The sequence below is a fragment of the uncultured Roseibium sp. genome (assembly GCF_963675095.2).
Lineage (GTDB): Bacteria > Pseudomonadota > Alphaproteobacteria > Rhizobiales > Stappiaceae > Roseibium.
Genome location: NZ_CAXXSJ010000007.1, coordinates 1 through 16652 on the forward strand (window position 1 = coordinate 1; position 16652 = coordinate 16652).

A 16652-nucleotide genomic window follows, 5' to 3' on the forward strand; every position below is an offset into this window, starting at 1 on the left:
ACAAGCTCCTGGATCAAGCGGGGAATCCCTGACATGACCTATGCGAATTCTCCCCTGCTGCAGTCGGGCAGCCAGACATCTTCGAAGACGAACCTCTCAGGAAACCAGCAAAAGGGAGACGGTGGTGAGCCGTCCTCAGGAAAACCAGTTCCTGAACCTGATGCGATCGCTCACGGGTAAGAATCCGGGCACAGCACGGACCGGAACCGGTCAGGGCTCAATCGCAAGGCTGTGGTGCCGCTGAAAAATGGCGATGGGGCGGCATTGACAACAGGATCGGAGGCCGGTCCGCAAACGCAGTCGGCTAATGCCGGTTTCCGGTGTTCCTGCAAAGTCCGGTGGGGCAGGGGCCATAACCCCTGGCGTTCTTGCAAATGGAACGAAAGATTCCGATGCCCACTCCTGCAGACGGTGAAGGAGCGGACACAAGCGGTACGAAGGCGTCGGCTATTGTTGATGGAGATGTTCTTGCCGGCGTACTGGAACAACTGGCGGGTAGGGGCACGCCAAATCCCCAGGCCGGAAGGACCGGTGCTACCGGGCAGCCTGCCGGACAGCCAACGCCACAGAGTAATGCGCCAGCCGCGCAGGCGGGCAATGCCAAGCCACAGACCGGGCACCGGGACAACAGCTACGGGCGACAACGGGGTCCGAAGACCTTTTCGCCAAGTTTCGGCATCAAACCGCGAAACGTTTGTTTCCGAGGGCCGGGGAACCGACAAGCAGACCGTTGGATTGAAATCTCCAATCGATGCGGCGTCGGTCAAGATCGTTCGGCAGGAAACCCATTTCGCGCCTTCCTACCGCCTGTCGCCCATTCAGCAGGTGGGTGAGGGGATTGTGGCAAGCCTGAAGGCGGAAGCCTCACGAGCCGCGGCCGAACCGCAAGGGCTTTCGATAAAGCCGGAGGGCGAGGCCGTCAAAACGCTGGGAATCAAGCTGACGCCGATCGAACTCGGCACGGTCAAGGTTACCCTGAAGATTACCGGTGGCAATGTCGAAGTCACGATGACGGCCAGCAATCCGCAAACCGCGGAATTGCTGAAGGCAGGATCGACAATTGCTCGACCAGATGCTTCGCGCCACGGGCCACAAGGCGGACTCGATAACAATCCAGGCTGCGGGCCGATGACCGTATTACCGGCCCGCAGAATACCGGACAATCCCAGTCCTCCGGGGGATCTTTCTCCCAGACGGACCAGAACTCCGGTAACGGTTCGCTCCCGAACCAGTTACAGCAGGGTGGCCGCCAGGAAAATCAAGAGCAAAGCCGTCAGGCCCAGGATCAATCCGCAAGCGATGACCGCACTAGGAGTATTGAAGATGAGAAAACTGGTGATCAGCGCCACGATGGCGGCGTCTATCTTTTAGTAGCCTGTCGGTTTCGGTTACGCCGGCATCTGCGGGAAATCCAGAACATCTGCGAACAGGAAATGGTTGCGGCCGCACGGAAGTACCGGGTTCCGCTCGGGGTGCTTTATGCGGTCGGCCTGACCGAAACCGGCCCGGCGCAATTCCCTTTACCCTTACGCGCTCAACATTGAAGGCGCGGCCGAGTTTCCGCCCTCGGCGGCCGCCGCTAAAGCCGATGTGATCAAGGCGCGCAAGCAGGGCAAGAAACTGATTGATATCGGTTGCATGCAGATCAACCAATACTATCACGGGTCCAAATTTACGTCGGTCGATCACATGCTCCAGCCCCGGGCCAATGTGCAGTATGCGGCGCGTTTCCTGAAGGAGCTGCGTCAGCGCCAGGGATCCTGGACGATGGCGGTCGCACGCTACCATGCCGGCCCGAACAACGATCCGGCACAAAAGCGGTATGTCTGCAAGGTGATCCAGAACATGGTTGCGACCGGCTTCGGAAAGTGGACCCAGAAGTCCCGGGAATTCTGCGGCTGAAGCGGGGAGCGGATGTATTGCTTTGAATAATATTTAAAATTAAAATAATTAGTTTCAAACTCAAATAAAATATCCATCTATTTTTCAATGCAACAGCTTCGCGCAAGATAAACCCTCTTGAATGGTCTCCAGTAAGTTTTGGTAACGGGAGACGTTCCATGGGTCTTTATGGAGTAATGCGCACAGGTGTTTCAGGCATGAATGCTCAGTCGAGCAAGCTTGGAACGGTTGCGGACAATATCGCAAATTCCAGCACCACCGGCTACAAGCGCGCGGCGTCGGAATTCTCCTCTCTGGTTCTGTCCCAGGGAAGCGGCACCTACAATTCAGGCGGTGTCGAGGCCCAGACGAAATACGCCATTACCGACCAGGGTGCCTTGAGTTATACGACGTCCAGCCTGGACCTTGCGGTTGAGGGCAACGGCTTCTTCGTCGTGTCCGACAAGGACGGCAGCCCGATGCTGACCCGGGCCGGCTCCTTCGTTCCCACCGATGAAGGCTATCTGATCAACACGGCCGGCTATTACCTGCAAGGGTACCCGATTACCAACGGCGCGACGCCGACGACCGTTGCCAACGGCCTGGGCGGCATGGAACGGATCAACATTTCCAGAACCGGCTGGAAGCGGTCCCGACCGACGAAGCGACGCTCTGGACCAATGTGCCCGAAGACGCGACGATTGTGGCGGCCGCGGACCTTCCCTCCGCCAACGCGGCGACCGCGACCTATTCGGCCAAGACCTCTCTGGTCGTCTACGACAATCTCGGCAACGAAGTGACGCTGGATGTCTATTACTCCAAGGTCACGGAAACCGCGGCGGACTCCGATTGGGAAGTGGCCATCTACAATGCCGCGGATGCGGCGGCCGGTGGTGGATTTCCATATTCTGCCGCGGCGCTGTCCACCCAGACCCTGACCTATGATGTCACGACCGGCGACCTGGCTGCGGCGAGCCCGACTGTCATCAACGTGACCGTTCCCAACGGCGGCACCTTCGACATCGACCTGGCGGAATCCACTTATCTGGCCGCAGATTTTACCGTGACCGAGGTCAACGCGAACGGCAATGCCCCGAGCTCGGTGGAAGACGTCGAGTTCGATGAAAACGGCACCCTCTATGCCCTTTATGCCAATGGCGACCGGCGCGCGATCTATCAGATTCCGCTCGCCGACGTAGCCAGCCCCGACAAGCTGACCCCGGTCTCGGGCAACCTCTACCGGGTTTCCAACGAGTCCGGTGACGTCCGTGTCGGTTTCCCGGGTGAGGGCGGTCTCGGCAGCCTGGTCGTCGGCGCCCTGGAAAACTCCAACGTTGATCTAGCCAGTGAACTGACCTCGATGATCGAGTCCCAGCGCAGCTACACCGCGAATTCCAAGGTGTTCAAGGCGGGCTCTGATCTTTTGGAAGAACTGGTCAACCTGGTCCGCTAAGGCACGGTAAAATTCGAGAGTAATATGTCATGAGCCTGTCAGTCGCACTCCAGGTCGCCCAGTCCGCGCTCGCGGCCCGACAAGCGGAAACCGCAACGACCTCCCGCAATATCGCGGGAGCGCAGGATGCCGGGTATTCGCGCAAGTCCGTCATGCTCAGTTCGGTCTATTCCGAAGCCGGGCAATCCGGCGGGGTCAGGGTAGAGGGCGTGGCCCGTACCACCGACAGCGCGCTTTATACCTCGCTGTTGACCTCCACGTCCGTGGGATCTTCACAGCAGGCTGTTCTCGACGGCCTGGAACGGCTGCACGAGACCGTCGGCGACACGGCGTTGGAAATGTCTCCGTCGGCACGCCTCGGCGATCTCAAGACCTCGATCCAGGCCTATGCCGCGGATCCGAACAATACCATCCTCGCTCAGGATTTTCTGCAGACCGCCAAGGACATGGCCAGAGCCCTGAACGAGGGCACCGATCTGATCCAGTCCGTCAGAGCAGACGCGGATGCTGCCATCGCGGATTCCGTCGATGAAATCAACCAGCTGCTTGGCCAGCTTGAGAACCTCAACACGGTGATTGTCCGCGGCACCCAGAGCGGTGCGGATGTGACCGATGCTCTGGACAGCCGCGATCAGGTTCTGCTCTCGTTGTCGGAAGAAATCGGCATCCGGACCCTGAAGCAGGACGACGGCGGGATGGTCGTCTACACCGACAGCGGTGTGACCCTGTTCGAAACCACGGCCCGAACAGTCAGTTTCGACAGGACCAACACATACAGCCCAACAACCGTCGGCAATCAGGTCTATATCGATGGGGTTCCGGTCGCCGGACCGAATGCGATCATGCCGATTACGAGCGGGCGGTTGCAAGGCTTGACGACTCTTCGCGACGATGTCGCGGTGACCTATCAGAGCCAGCTCGACGAAGTCGCGCGCGGATTGGTGGAAGCCTTCGCAGAAAGCGACCAGGTTGCAGCGGGTCCGGATCAGGCGGGTCTCTTCACCTATTCAGGCGGGCCTGCAATTCCGGCGGCGGGTACGCTCGTCGTCGGGCTGGCCGGCGATATCCAGATCAACGCCAATGCCGATCCGGATCTTGGCGGAGAACTGGATCTGCTCCGGGATGGGGGCATTTCCGATCCGCTTGATCCGAACTACGACTACAACCCGAGCGATCTCGCCGGTTACAGCGGCCGCTTGCAGGAATACCTCGACGCCCTGGATGCGCCCCGGGTCTTCGATAGCGGCGTTGAGCTCGATCCGACCGATACCCTTTCCGGTTTCGCGTCGTCATCCGTCAGTTGGCTGCAAAGCCGGCGCCAGACGGCGACCAGCGACCTCGAGGTTCAGTCCGTCATCGTTTCCAGAACAGCGGAATCCCTTTCCAACACCACCGGCGTGAATCTCGATGAGGAGATGACCCGTATGCTCGACATCGAACGAGCCTATGCGGCCGCCGCCAAACTAATCACCGCCGTCGACAGCATGCTCGACGACCTTCTGGCCGCTGCGAGGTAAGCCGCTATGAAAATGACCTACATTTCGACCATATCCATGTCGGACGGAGCCCGGCGCCAGATGATGGGCCAGGCCAGCAACGTCAACAAACTCCAGACGGAACTGTCCTCCGGCCGGAAGTTCGATGTCGGGCTCGATCTGGGCAGCAAGACGGGCGAAACCGTTTCACTGCGCTCCGAGTTCGAGTTTCTCAACACCATTGCCGACACGAATGGTCTGACGGCATCGCGGCTCGATGTTTCACAGGCCGCCATGGATGATATCCGCACCGTTGCGGAAGACTTTCTGGCGACCCTCGTCGCGGTGCGAGACAGCAACGGCAGCAACGCGGTGACCCAGACCGAAGCGGCAGGCAATCTTGAATTGCTGATGTCCCGTCTGAACACCCAGTTGAACGGCAATTACCTTTTCGCCGGGATCAATTCCGACGTGGCGCCGATCAACGACTATAATGATCCCCTCCAGCCCAACAAGGTCGCGGCCGATGCTGCGTTTCTCGGACAGTTTGGGTTCACCCAGGCCGATCCGAACGTATCGACCATATCCGGAGCAGCCATGACGGCCTATCTGAACGGGCCGTTCGATGCGCTGTTTGCCGACCCGAATTGGGGCAATGATTGGTCGAGTGCGTCCGATCAGACCGTTGTCAGCCGGATTTCCGCGAGCGAGGAACTGACCACGTCCGTCAGTGCCAATGAGGACGCCTTCCGCAAACTGGCCCAGGCCTTCACCATGATGTCGGATCTGGGCAACGAAAACCTGGGACCGGATGCCTACAAGGCCGTTGTCGACAAATCTATTTCTCTGATTGGCGAGGCGATCGTTGGCGTAACGAACCTGATGGGGTCCATGGGGACGGCCCAGGAACGTGTCTCGGTGGCAAACGACCGGATTTCCATCCAGACGGACATTTTGAACGAACGCATCAATGCGCTCGAAAACGTCAATCTGGAGGAGACGTCGGTACGCCTGAACACCGCGATCACTCAGTTGGAAACGACTTATGCGATCAGCGCCCGGATCCAGCAGCTAAGCATTCTCAACTATTTCTGACCGCGCGCCGGCAATCTGGCCCCCAAGCAACGACCTGAATAACGAGAGAGGGTTCCATGTACAACTTGTCCTATGCCGAGACCATGGACGATATCTGTGCCGACGAAAAACTGAACGAGCTCGAGGCGATGAACATCGTCATCGCCAAGCTTGAGCAGGCGAAAGACAGCGGTCCAAACTCCCGGGAAACCATTGAAGCCCTGTTCTTCACCCGGCGTCTATGGGGCTACTTCCTGGAAAGCCTGACCGACGACAACAATGAACTTCCGACCGCGTTGCGCGCGCAGCTGATTTCGATCGGTATCTGGGCGATCAAGGAAACCGAGCGGATCCGACAGAACGAGAGTGAAAGCCTTGATCCGCTTATTCAGATCAACTCCATCATTCGCGACAGCCTGAACGGATAAATCTATGAAAATTGGTATGAAAGCGGGCGAGCGCCTGTTCGTGAACGGAGCCGTCCTGCGCGTGGAGCGCAAAACCAACCTGGAACTGATGAATGACGCGGTCTTTCTCCTGGAGAACCATGTCCTTCAGCCGGAAGACGCGACGACGCCCTTGCGCCAGCTCTATTTCGTTCTGCAAACCATGGTCATGGATCCGGTCGCCGCACCGACGGTCCAGGGCTTGTTCGAAATGATGATGCGGTCCGCCAAATCCGTCTTTTCCAATGCGCACATTCTGGAGACCTTGCAAGAGGTCGAAACCCTGAACGAGCAGTCTCGCTGGTTCGAGGCCATGAAGGTCGTGCGCAGTCTCTATCCGACAGAAGCCGCCTTGATGAGCGGCGGCGAGACCGAAATCGAACAGGTCGTTCGCCTGGCCTGTGCCTGAAAGGAGTTTCCGACATGACCGTATCCGCAGTATCCGCAGCGACCGAAACGGGGCAGTCCACGACGGCCAATGCCGCCAAGGAACAGCTTACCGTCGATTATAATGCCTTCCTCCAGCTGATGATGGCGCAGATGCAAAACCAGGATCCGACCGACCCGGTGGATTCCACCGAGCAGCTGGCCCAGCTCGCGAGTTTCTCCCAGGTGGAGCAGTCGATAGAAACCAACTCCAAGCTGGAGACCATGCTGACCAACATGTCTTTCGGCCAGGTGGATGACCTGATCGGCCGCACGGCGACCGATACCAATGGCACTTCCGGCACGGTCACTTCCGTCGAAATTTATTCCGACGGCACGGTCCTGGGTCTGGACACCGGCAAGGGCATCCTGCTGGGTGCCGGCGTGACGATCAGCTGACCATGAATGAAGTCGATGCACTCGACCTGGTGCGGGCGGCGATCTGGACAATCATTGTCGGCTCGGCGCCTGCGATCGTACCCGCGATGGTCGTCGGGATTGCCATTGCCTTGTTGCAGGCACTGACTCAGGTTCAGGAAATCACGCTGACGTTCATCCCGAAAATCGTCGCGATTCTGGTGATGATCATCATCGCCGGCCCCTTCATCGGCGGCCAGATATACGGCCTGACCGTGCTGATTTACGGACGGATAGAGAACGGCTTCTAAAACGTTCACTTGGTATTGGAACTCGGATCGAACATCTTTCAGGTGCTTCGACCGAGTGCTTCTTTCTACAGTTGAAGCGCTTCGGCTATTCGGTCGGTGAAGGCCTTGGTGCCGAGCGGCCCGCCGAGGTCTTTGGTACGGGTATCCGGTACGGACAGAACCATGTCGATCGCTTTCTCGATAGCATTGGCGGAAGAGATAAGCCGGTCGTCGGTTTCGCGCCGGCCAATCCAGTTCAGCAACATGGCACTGGATGAAATCAGCGATACCGGATTTGCAATATCCTTACCGGCGATATCCGGAGCGGACCCGTGTTGCGCTTGAGCCATGGCATGGTCGGCACCCGCATTCAACGAAGCGGCAAGGCCAAGTCCCCCGGCAATTTCGGAGGCCTGGTCGGACAGGATGTCACCAAACATGTTGGTGGTCACGACAACATCGAATTCGCCGGGGTCGCGAACCAGATAGGCCGCCATGGCATCCGCGAGGCGTTCTTCATAGTCAACGTCCGGAAAGCCTCTCGCCACCGAACGCACGCATTCCAGAAACAAGCCGTCCGAAACGCGCAGCACATTCGCCTTGTGCACGGCCGTGACCTTCTTCCGCCGTTTCCGAGCAATGGTAAAAGCCGTTTCGGCGATACGCAGCGAAGCTTCCCGCGTGATTTTTCGAACGGATAGTGCGATGTCCGGCGTCGGCATGAATTCACCCGGTCCGAGATACATGGATCGATCTGAATAAAAACCTTCGGTGTTTTCGCGCACGATGACGAGGTCGATGAGTTTGTTCAGGAGAGACTGCAGACCTGGACGGGAATGGGCCGGCCTGATGTTGGCATAAAGATCGAGTCCGACCCTGAGTGCACCGGACGGATTAATCCCGCCTTTTTCGCGTGCCGGATACTCATTGTGGGAAACCGGACCCATGAGTATGCCATCAGCCTCGGCGGCTCTTGCTAGGGTATCATCAGGGAACGTGGTCCCGTGGTTTTTGAGAGCCTCGAAGCCGGTTGGTAGATTTTTGTAAGCAATGCCAAATCCGAACTTGGAGGCAGCTGCGGACAGAACGGTACGTGTGGCAGCCGTGATTTCCGGGCCAATGCCATCGCCGTCCAGGACGGCTAACGTGAATTCGGGCGTAGAGCGGGTTTCCTTGGACAATCCGGGGTTCCCCTTTTTTTCAATTTTGTAGGCAGCCTAATTCCGGGCGGTTTTTGCCTTGTTAACAGCTGGGGCTTTCCCCAAACTACCCTGATTTCTGATTAACGAACCCGTTATCGGGGCAGGGCACAAAGTTCACGCAAGCTTCGCCGGTCATGGTGCCGACAGTTCTTTCCGATCGAGAGAAGGCATGTCTGACACCACCCTTACTTCAGCCGGCACGAGTACACCCGACAGCCGGCGCGATATCGGCTTTGCCGTCGGCATTGTCCTGATCCTGGCAGTCCTGTTTCTGCCTATCCCGACCTTCCTGATCGATGTCGGTCTGGCCATGTCGATCGCACTGTCCGTGTTGATCCTGATGGTGGCGCTCTGGATCCAGAAACCCCTGGATTTCTCTTCTTTCCCGACAATCCTGCTGATTGCGACCATGCTGCGCCTGTCGCTGAATATCGCGACCACGCGCGTCATCCTGGCCAACGGCCACGAAGGCCTGACCGCTGCCGGTTATGTCATCAACGGCTTTTCCCAATTCGTGATGAGCGGCGACTTCGCGATCGGTCTGATCGTCTTTGCCATTCTGGTGACGGTGAACTTCCTGGTGATCACAAAGGGCGCCACCCGTATCGCGGAAGTGGGCGCCAGATTTACCCTCGATGCCATCCCGGGCAAACAGATGGCGATCGATGCGGATCTGTCCGCGGGCCTGATCAACGACAAGGAAGCGCAGCGCCGGCGTAGCGAACTGGAGGAGGAAAGCTCCTTCTTCGGCGCCATGGACGGTGCCTCCAAGTTCGTTCGCGGCGACGCGATCGCGGGCCTGATCATCACCGCCGTCAACGTTCTGGGCGGCATGGTCATCGGGGTGACCCGTTACAGCATGAGCCCGGGTGATGCGGCTGACGTCTTCACGAAGCTATCGGTCGGCGATGGTCTGGTTTCCCAGATCCCGGCGCTGATCGTTTCCCTGGCCGCCGGTCTTCTGGTCTCCAAGGGCGGGACGAGAGGGTCCACGGACAAGGCGGTTCTCGGACAGCTCGGCGGATATCCGCGCGCGCTTTATGTTGCTGCGATCCTGATGGCGATCTTCGCCCTGATGCCGGGCCTGCCAATGCTCCCGTTCGCATTGCTCGCCGGCCTGATGGGTTTCACCGGTTACGCGATTCCCAAGCGTATAGCGGCGAAGAAAAAGCAGGAGGATGACCAGAAGGCCCTGGACGATGCCCGCAACAAGCAGGAGACCCGGGAGTCGGTCAAGGAATCTCTGAAGACCTCGGAAATCGAGCTCTGCCTGGGCAAGCAGATTTCCAGTCAGTTGCTCGCAAACCACGGCGAGCTGGCTCGCCGGGTCGGCAAGATGCGTCGCAAATTCGCCGAACAATACGGTTTCGTCGTACCCGATGTCCGGGTGACGGACAGCCTGACCCTCGATCCCAAAAGCTACCAGATCAAGATCCATGGAACGATCGTGGCCCAGCAGCAGCTCAAGGTGGGTGAATTGTTGGTCATGCCGTCCTCCGATGCCAATCTGCCGGTGCCGGCGGAGGAAACCCGGGAACCGGCGTTCGGCATGCCCGCCTTCTGGGTGCCGCTCGCCTATAGGGACGAGCTGAAGCGCGACGGCCTTGAACCTGCAGACAACAACACTGTGATCCTGACCCATCTGAGCGAGGTGATCCGGAACAACCTGCCGCAGCTCCTGTCCTACAAGGACATGCGCAACCTGTTCGACCGGCTGGATCCGGAATACCGCAAGCTGCTGGACGATATCTGTCCGGCACACACATCCTATTCGGGCCTGCAGGCGGTGCTGAAGCTGTTGCTGTCCGAACGGGTATCGATCCGCAACCTGCACCTCATCCTGGAAGCGATCGCAGAAATCGTTCCGCATGTCCGCCGTTCCGAACAGGTGGCAGAACATGTCCGCATGCGCATCGCACAGCAGATTTGTGGCGACCTCTCGCAGGGAGGGCCGCTGAACGTGCTACGGCTGGGAAACCGCTGGGATCTGGCGTTCCACAACGCGCTTAAGCGCGATGCCAAGGGCGACGTGATCGAATTCGACATTGAGCCCCAGCTGGTCGAAGAGTTCGGTAACGAAATGTCCGAAGCTGTCCGCAAGCATCTGAAGGCTGGCCGGAGCTTTGCAATCGTCGCCACTCCGGACGCACGGCCTTATGTGCGCATGATCGTGGAACGGATGTTCCCGACGCTACCTGTGTTGTCTCATCTCGAAATCGCCCGGGGCGTGGATGTCGCTTCCCTGGGCAGTGTCTCATGATCGCCAGCGGCCTCATCCTTGGCGAGGCTGGAACCGGGGTCCTGTTGTCGGTGTTTCTGCTGTTCTGCCGGATCGGCGCCTGCCTGATGGTGATACCGGGCTTTTCGAGCGAACGCGTCGCTATGCGCATCCGTTTGTTCATCGCGCTCTCGGTCACTCTTGCGCTGACGCCGTTGCTCTTGCCGACGATGCAGGCAGCGCTTCCCGACCAGACGCTGGCGACCACCGCGCGAATGATTGCCTCGGAACTTTTTATCGGATTTCTGATCGGTTTCCTCGGCCGGATTTTCCTGGTTGCCTTGGAAACGCTTGCGACCTTCGTGTCGATGGCCGTTGGCTTGTCCAACATGCAGGGCGTGGCGATCGAAGGCAGTGAGGTTCTGCCGCCATTGGCGAACCTGATGACACTGACCGCGACTGCAATGATCTTCATATCAAATCAGCACTGGGAAGTGCTGAGGGGGCTAGCGGCGTCCTACACGGCCTTGCCGCCGGGCGGGCCGATGGATGTGGGCAGCGCTGTGGAACGGTTGAGCGAGCAGCTGGACACCACCTTTGTCCTTGCGCTCAGAATCGTCAGCCCATTCGTTGTCTATACCGTGGTGGTCAATCTGGCGATCGGGCTGGTCAACAAGCTCACTCCGCAGATCCCGGTCTACTTCATTTCCATGCCGTTCGTGATCGCCGGCGGCATGTACTTCCTCTATCTGGTCTTCTCGGAAGCGATCACCCTGTTCCTCGACGGATACTTCACCTGGCTCAAATTGGGATAAATGAAATGGCACGCACCAGCCACGACATCGAACGGATTTTCAAACTACAGAAACAGATCCATGTCCTGTCATCATGGCTTCTTCAAAAACTCGACGGGCAGGCAACGGAACTGGCCGACAAGGAACAGCGAATCCTGTTCGCACTCTCCAATGGCGACCTGGCGCGCCATGACATTTTCATTGCAAGGGCCGCCGACCGGCTGAAGGCCATTCTGGCGGAGCTCGGTGAGTTGACCGAAGCGCGCGACAAGGTTCAGACAGAATATGTCCGCCAAAGGATGATGCTCAAGGTCATGGAACAGCGCCTGGCCAGGATGCGCGGCGACGAACAGCGCAAGACGGAAGACCGGGAGCTGACCGACCTTCTGGAGCATCACCTGCGCAGGTCCGCGTAAGGCTGCCGCAAGTTCCAGGCGATAGAGATGTAGAGAGACGGCGAGGGCGCATTTAGCCCCGCTATTCGGAAAAACACGGTCCATAAAGGGCCGGGATGCATAGTGCAGGAGTGTCCTTATGGCAATCGCGCCTCCATCCGACCTCGTTCTCGACGTGGTTCGCGCTGCCGATCCGGTGGAACGAAGTGCTGCGGCCGGTAAGCTGCAGCGCCTTGCCACGGCAGGCTATGCCGACGGGTCGGGCTTCCGTTCCGCAATCGACGACACGATGTCGTCCTCGTTTCGCACAAATGGGGCTTCCGGTGCTGCGGGGGGTAAATCGCCGGCCGAAAAATTCGAAGCGCTGGTTCTGCATCAGTTTGTCGAGACCATGCTGCCGGATGATGCCGGTAACGTTTTCGGCGAAGGCGCGACCGGTGAAATCTGGAAATCGATGCTGGCCGAACAGGTCGCCAATCAGATGGCGGCAAGCGGCGGCATCGGGATTGCCGATCTCATGTCGGATACATTGAAGCGGGGGACTGAATCCTGATGTCGGAAGAGCTTGACCGGGATGTATCCCTGACCGTGTCCAGTCCTGTGGCAGAGGCTATCCTGAAAGCCGCGATCCATCGTGCGTTGAACGTGGTGGAAGCGGAAACACGGGCCTTGCGTGACGGCGGGGGGACTGATCTGAAGTCTTTTGAATACCGCAAGAGCCAGGCGCTTCTGGATTTGAGCCGTGCCCGCCAAACGGTTTCTTCAACAGGTTTAGGCCAGGAGATCCGGGACCTGTTGGAAAACCTTCGCCTGGCCTTGAAGGACAATCTGCTCTTGTTGTCCCGCCATCTGGCCGCCGTAAAGGAAATTGCCGACCTGGTTGCGCAGAACATGCTGGACGCCGATTCAGACGGCACCTATGCCCGCCCGTTCCCGGAGTATCTTCATGATTAAATGGATCTTCGTCGGGATCTGGATGCCGCTTGCAACGGTGGCATCCGGTTACGGGACCCAGTACTGGCTGAATGACAGGATGGCCCAGGGTGCGTCCCAGCAGGCCCAGCTCGGTGGCCTGGACTACGAGACCGTCCAGCCGGTAAACGTGCCGATCCTGAAAGACGGTGCGCTGCAGGGTTATGTGGTGGCCAATCTGGTGTTCACCGCCGACGCAGACGTTCTGCGAAGCCTGTCTGTTCCGCCGCACCCGTTTCTGGTCGATGAAGCGTTCCGGCTTCTTTATGCCGACAAGGCTTTGGATTTCAAAAACCTGGAACGATATGACCTGGACGGCCTGACCAGGCATCTAAGGCAGGCTGTCAATACCCGCATCGGTGACGATGTGGTCAAGGAAGTGCTGGTCGAGGAATTCAATTACTTCACCAAGGCCGACGTGATCACCCACTAGACAACGGTCTACTGATCCGGCTTTGGACACTGTCACGCGCACCGGAACGGCCCGTTCCGGTGCTTTTTGTTTGACAGTCGTTTCCGTCCGTTGGCAGCAAGCGCTTGAAAATGTCGAGGTTCAAGGAGCGGTCAGTATATCGGCAGATCCTGTCGCGACGATGGGTAAGGTTATTTGGGCCGGGTAGCGAAATACGGAAACTGTCAGTGCCGGTACTGTTGCGCGCCTATGCCTGGCAGCGGCTTCACGACGTCTGGCCTCTCGGTTCCGCACGTGCATCGTCCAGGGCGTCCAGGAGCCGGCGGGTGTTTTTCGCAGGATCGTCCGATGCGTTGGTGAACTCGATGTAGGAGACATTCACCGCATTCTCCGGTTCGCCCAGAACCAGCGAGAAATAGACCCAGACACCCTGGTGGTAGAACTCCAGGTCCAGGCTGATGGTGGGTGGCCGATCCCAGTCGAGATCGACGCCGGCGGCCATGCCATAGCGCAGCGTATCGTCCTTGAAGTAGAGTTCGGCCGAGGATCGGACGAGGTCCGCAATGTTACCGTGCTGTTCGGTGCGGACAAATGCCACGAGATCGACAACATCGACCAGCTTCATTTCGCTGGTAAAATCCTTCAAGGCCGCCGCGAGAGCTTCCTTGCGTTGTTCATCGGCGGTTGCGGTTGCGGCGGCTTTGCCGTTCCCTCCCGAATGATCCTGCATCGCGCACGTTTCCTGATGCCAGAGAATGTCCGACTGCTTGATATCACTACCCTGCACGGCGTGAGTACACATAGCAGATGATTTCTGCAACAGCGCGATAGAATTCTGGAGGAATCATTCGGTCGATTTCCGTGTTCGCGTAGAGCGAACGGGCAAGCTCGCGGTCTTCTATGACCGGAACCTGGTTTTCTTCCGCGATCTGGCGGATCTTCAAGGCGATCAGGTCTTGCCCCTTGGCGACCACGATCGGAGCGGCGGATTGTTCATTGTCATAACGCAGGGCGACCGCAAAGTGGGTCGGGTTTGCAACGACAAGTGTAGCGCCGGGAACGGCGTTCATCATACGGTTGCGTGCCCGGTCGCGGGCGAGAGAGCGCTGGCGGGCCTTCACGATCGGATCGCCCTCCATCTGCCTGTACTCGTCCTTGATCTCCTGCTTGCTCATGCGCAGGTTCTTGCGCCAGCTAAAGCGGGACCAGACGATATCGACGGCCACCAGCAGGATGGTGACGATGCAGACGCCGCCGACCAGCTTCATGGACAGCTGGAGAATGATTTCGGGAAGGGCGCTCGGGTCGGTAAACATGGAATTCAGCAAGCTCGGAAGACCGGCCTTGAACTGGAGAAAGGCCACGATGCTGACGGTTGAGAACTTGAACGCGGCCTTGAGAAATTCGACAGCGCCCTGCATGCCGAAAATCCGGCTCCAGCCTTTTGCCAGGGAAATGCGCGACGGGTCCGGTTTGATCCGGTGCGCCACGATACGGGGTTTGTTCTGAAGGAAAGCCGCCGCGAGACCTGCCAACGTGAGCGTTCCGATGATCGGTGCGAGGAACCGCATGGTTTCCATCGCGAGCGCATGGGTGAGCAGAATTGCATCGGCACCATTTCCAAGTTTGAATCCTCCCGCGTTATCGATCAGGTGCATGAGAGCCGATCTCAATGTCCCGGTATCGGCGGTTATGATGAAGGCTCCGATCAGCAATGTGGCCAGGAACGATGCCAGGATGGGCGCTTCCTTGGATGTCGGAATGTTGCCCTTCTCGATGGCGTCCTGGATCTTCTTCTCAGTCGGCTCCTCTGTTTTTGAGTCCTTGTCGGTATCTTCCGCCATGGATGGGCTATCCCGGTTCCGCTTTCAGCTATCGGGTTCGGACCTATGCGAAATAGGCGCCTTCATCCTGCTTCGGATTGAGGTCGATTTCCCCGCGCCCCGCCATTTCCAGCGCGAGATTGGTGATGAAACTGCGGGCTTCGAGAACATCGCGTTGGGCCGCCGGTTCGCCGCCGGCCAGTTCGTGTTCCGCGATCCTGCGCGAGCGCGACGTCAGCGAGGACAGTATGACCTCCCGGAATGTAGGATCTGTGCCCTTCAGGGCCATCACAATCCGGTCCGTGGGGATCTGGTCGAAAATCGCCATGCGCGTCCGCGCATTGAGATTGATGATGTCGTCGAAGGTGAACAGGAGGCCCTTGAGCATCTCCGCTGTTTTCGGGCGCACCTCGTTGAGGTTGTCCAGCGCGTCCTCCATATGGTCGCGGTCCATCTTGTTCAGGATGTCGGCCATCCGGGCATAGGAATCCGCTTCAAGCGTACCGGACAGATTCATCATGAAGTCCTCATGCATGGTCTTTTCGACCTCCCGCATGATTTCCGGAACCACTGCCTTGATGGAAAGCATCCGTCTGACCAGCTGGTTGCGCATCGGCGCGGAGATCTGACCGAGGACCTTTGCCGCGGCTGCAGGTCTGATCTTGGTCAGGATGAGCGCAGCGGTCTGCGGATGCTCCTTGGTCAGGTAATTGGCGAAGACAGTTTCGGAAACTGTCGCAAGCCGGTCCCAGATATTCCGGTTCGAATTGCCCAGAACATCCGACATGATATCGGACAACTGGTCATCCGACAGAACACCTTCCAGCAGTTTCTCCACTTCATTGGCCGACCCGTAGAGGGTCGGACCGTTGGAAAACTGCTCGATGAATTGCTCCGCGAGCTTGTCCAGCTCTTCGGATGCCACGGTGCCGAGCTGCGCGGCCGTCACCGTGATCATCCGTATTTCTTCCTGATCGAAATGCCGCAGCAGCCTCGACGAACTTTCCTTGCCGAGCGACAGCAGAATTGCGGCTACGCGTTCTACGCCATTCAGCGGTTTGGCAGGCAGTGTTGCCGGTACAGTTGCAGTGGCATTCATCGTTTATTATCCGTCCTCAGGCTTCCAGCGCGCCGGTTTGGGAACTGATGATTTCGGTCAGGGACACACCGAAACGGGAGTTGTCATCTTCGACGACCACCACTTCGCCTCGGGCGATCACTCGGCCGTTGACGACGATGTCGATCGGCTCGCCGACACGGTGGTTCAGGGGAATGACAGCGCCCCGGCCGAGTTTGAGCAGGTTGGAAACCAGCATTGTCGCAGATCCGAGGACCACCTGGATGTCGACCGGGATCCCGAGGATCGTGTCCAGGTTGCGATCATCGCCCATCAGTTCGGTATCGGCCTTGCCTCCGTGCGCTTCTGGCGCTTCG

The 16652-nt window shown here is 58.5% G+C and carries 18 protein-coding genes and 2 pseudogenes; 15 read left to right on the forward strand and 5 right to left on the reverse strand.

What is annotated here, in order from left to right:
- Positions 1-456 precede the first annotated feature (456 nt).
- The 9 genes and pseudogenes from ABIN98_RS03275 (at position 457) to fliQ (ending at position 7423) form a co-directional block, all read left to right on the forward strand.
- Positions 457-1371 (forward strand): flagellar hook-length control protein FliK, encoded by a 915-nt coding sequence (locus ABIN98_RS03275; RefSeq protein ID WP_346907374.1) that lies wholly within the window; start codon positions 457-459, stop codon positions 1369-1371.
- Positions 1372-1433: 62 nt separating this feature from the next.
- A pseudogene (locus tag ABIN98_RS03280) lies at positions 1434-1902 on the forward strand (transglycosylase SLT domain-containing protein).
- Positions 1903-2060: 158 nt separating this feature from the next.
- Positions 2061-3334, forward strand: a pseudogene (locus tag ABIN98_RS03285) (flagellar hook protein FlgE).
- A gap of 29 nt (positions 3335-3363) precedes the next feature.
- The gene (flgK, locus tag ABIN98_RS03290; RefSeq protein WP_346907375.1) at positions 3364-4851 is read left to right on the forward strand and encodes a flagellar hook-associated protein FlgK; all 1488 of its coding nucleotides are present in this window, start codon (positions 3364-3366) and stop codon (positions 4849-4851) included.
- A gap of 6 nt (positions 4852-4857) precedes the next feature.
- Entirely contained in the window at positions 4858-5904 is a 1047-nt protein-coding gene (locus tag ABIN98_RS03295; RefSeq protein WP_346907377.1) for a flagellar hook-associated family protein, read from the forward strand.
- A gap of 56 nt (positions 5905-5960) precedes the next feature.
- A complete protein-coding gene (flaF, locus tag ABIN98_RS03300; RefSeq protein WP_346907379.1) occupies positions 5961-6311 on the forward strand; it encodes a flagellar biosynthesis regulator FlaF in 351 nt (116 codons plus the stop codon).
- A gap of 4 nt (positions 6312-6315) precedes the next feature.
- Positions 6316-6738, forward strand: coding sequence for a flagellar biosynthesis repressor FlbT (flbT, locus tag ABIN98_RS03305; protein ID WP_346907381.1), 423 nt, complete (start codon positions 6316-6318; stop codon positions 6736-6738).
- A 14-nt stretch (positions 6739-6752) separates the two neighbouring features.
- Positions 6753-7154 carry a flagellar hook assembly protein FlgD gene (flgD, locus tag ABIN98_RS03310; RefSeq protein WP_346907383.1) on the forward strand — a complete coding sequence of 134 codons (402 nt, stop codon included), beginning with the start codon at positions 6753-6755 and terminating at the stop codon, positions 7152-7154.
- A gap of 2 nt (positions 7155-7156) precedes the next feature.
- The gene (gene fliQ, locus ABIN98_RS03315; protein ID WP_346896952.1) at positions 7157-7423 is read left to right on the forward strand and encodes a flagellar biosynthesis protein FliQ; all 267 of its coding nucleotides are present in this window, start codon (positions 7157-7159) and stop codon (positions 7421-7423) included.
- A gap of 65 nt (positions 7424-7488) precedes the next feature.
- Here fliQ and ABIN98_RS03320 read toward each other — a convergent pair whose 3' ends face one another.
- Complete coding sequence (locus ABIN98_RS03320) at positions 7489-8583, reverse strand: isocitrate/isopropylmalate dehydrogenase family protein (RefSeq protein WP_346907384.1); 1095 nt, start codon at positions 8581-8583, stop codon at positions 7489-7491.
- Positions 8584-8773: 190 nt separating this feature from the next.
- On the opposite strand from ABIN98_RS03320, the gene flhA reads away from it, so the two are divergent.
- From flhA to ABIN98_RS03350, 6 genes are all read left to right on the forward strand, one after another.
- Complete coding sequence (gene flhA / locus ABIN98_RS03325; protein WP_346907386.1) at positions 8774-10864, forward strand: flagellar biosynthesis protein FlhA; 2091 nt, start codon at positions 8774-8776, stop codon at positions 10862-10864.
- Positions 10861-11637, forward strand: a complete 777-nt coding sequence (gene fliR, locus ABIN98_RS03330) for a flagellar biosynthesis protein FliR (protein WP_346907387.1) — start codon at positions 10861-10863, stop codon at positions 11635-11637. Before flhA ends, fliR begins: the two co-directional genes overlap by 4 nt.
- 5 nt (positions 11638-11642) lie before the next feature.
- The gene (locus tag ABIN98_RS03335) at positions 11643-12032 is read left to right on the forward strand and encodes a flagellar biosynthesis protein R (RefSeq protein WP_346907388.1); all 390 of its coding nucleotides are present in this window, start codon (positions 11643-11645) and stop codon (positions 12030-12032) included.
- A gap of 118 nt (positions 12033-12150) precedes the next feature.
- On the forward strand, positions 12151-12564 hold the full coding sequence (locus tag ABIN98_RS03340; RefSeq protein ID WP_346907390.1) for a rod-binding protein: 414 nt from the start codon (positions 12151-12153) through the stop codon (positions 12562-12564).
- Positions 12564-12965, forward strand: a complete 402-nt coding sequence (locus tag ABIN98_RS03345; RefSeq protein ID WP_346907391.1) for a hypothetical protein — start codon at positions 12564-12566, stop codon at positions 12963-12965. Before ABIN98_RS03340 ends, ABIN98_RS03345 begins: the two co-directional genes overlap by 1 nt.
- Positions 12958-13416, forward strand: a complete 459-nt coding sequence (locus tag ABIN98_RS03350) for a hypothetical protein (protein WP_346907392.1) — start codon at positions 12958-12960, stop codon at positions 13414-13416. Before ABIN98_RS03345 ends, ABIN98_RS03350 begins: the two co-directional genes overlap by 8 nt.
- A 244-nt stretch (positions 13417-13660) precedes the next feature.
- On the opposite strand, the gene ABIN98_RS03355 is transcribed toward ABIN98_RS03350, so the two are convergent.
- From ABIN98_RS03355 to fliN, 4 genes are read right to left on the reverse strand one after another with little or no spacing between them, the layout of a single operon-like run.
- Positions 13661-14125, reverse strand: coding sequence for a hypothetical protein (locus ABIN98_RS03355; protein WP_346907393.1), 465 nt, complete (start codon positions 14123-14125; stop codon positions 13661-13663).
- 46 nt (positions 14126-14171) lie between these two features.
- Positions 14172-15239, reverse strand: coding sequence for a flagellar biosynthesis protein FlhB (gene flhB, locus ABIN98_RS03360; protein ID WP_346907395.1), 1068 nt, complete (start codon positions 15237-15239; stop codon positions 14172-14174).
- A gap of 43 nt (positions 15240-15282) precedes the next feature.
- Positions 15283-16317 (reverse strand): flagellar motor switch protein FliG, encoded by a 1035-nt coding sequence (locus tag ABIN98_RS03365; protein WP_346907396.1) that lies wholly within the window; start codon positions 16315-16317, stop codon positions 15283-15285.
- A 16-nt stretch (positions 16318-16333) separates the two neighbouring features.
- Entirely contained in the window at positions 16334-16609 is a 276-nt protein-coding gene (gene fliN, locus ABIN98_RS03370; protein ID WP_209011591.1) for a flagellar motor switch protein FliN, read from the reverse strand.
- Between the last annotated feature and the right edge of the window lie 43 nt (positions 16610-16652).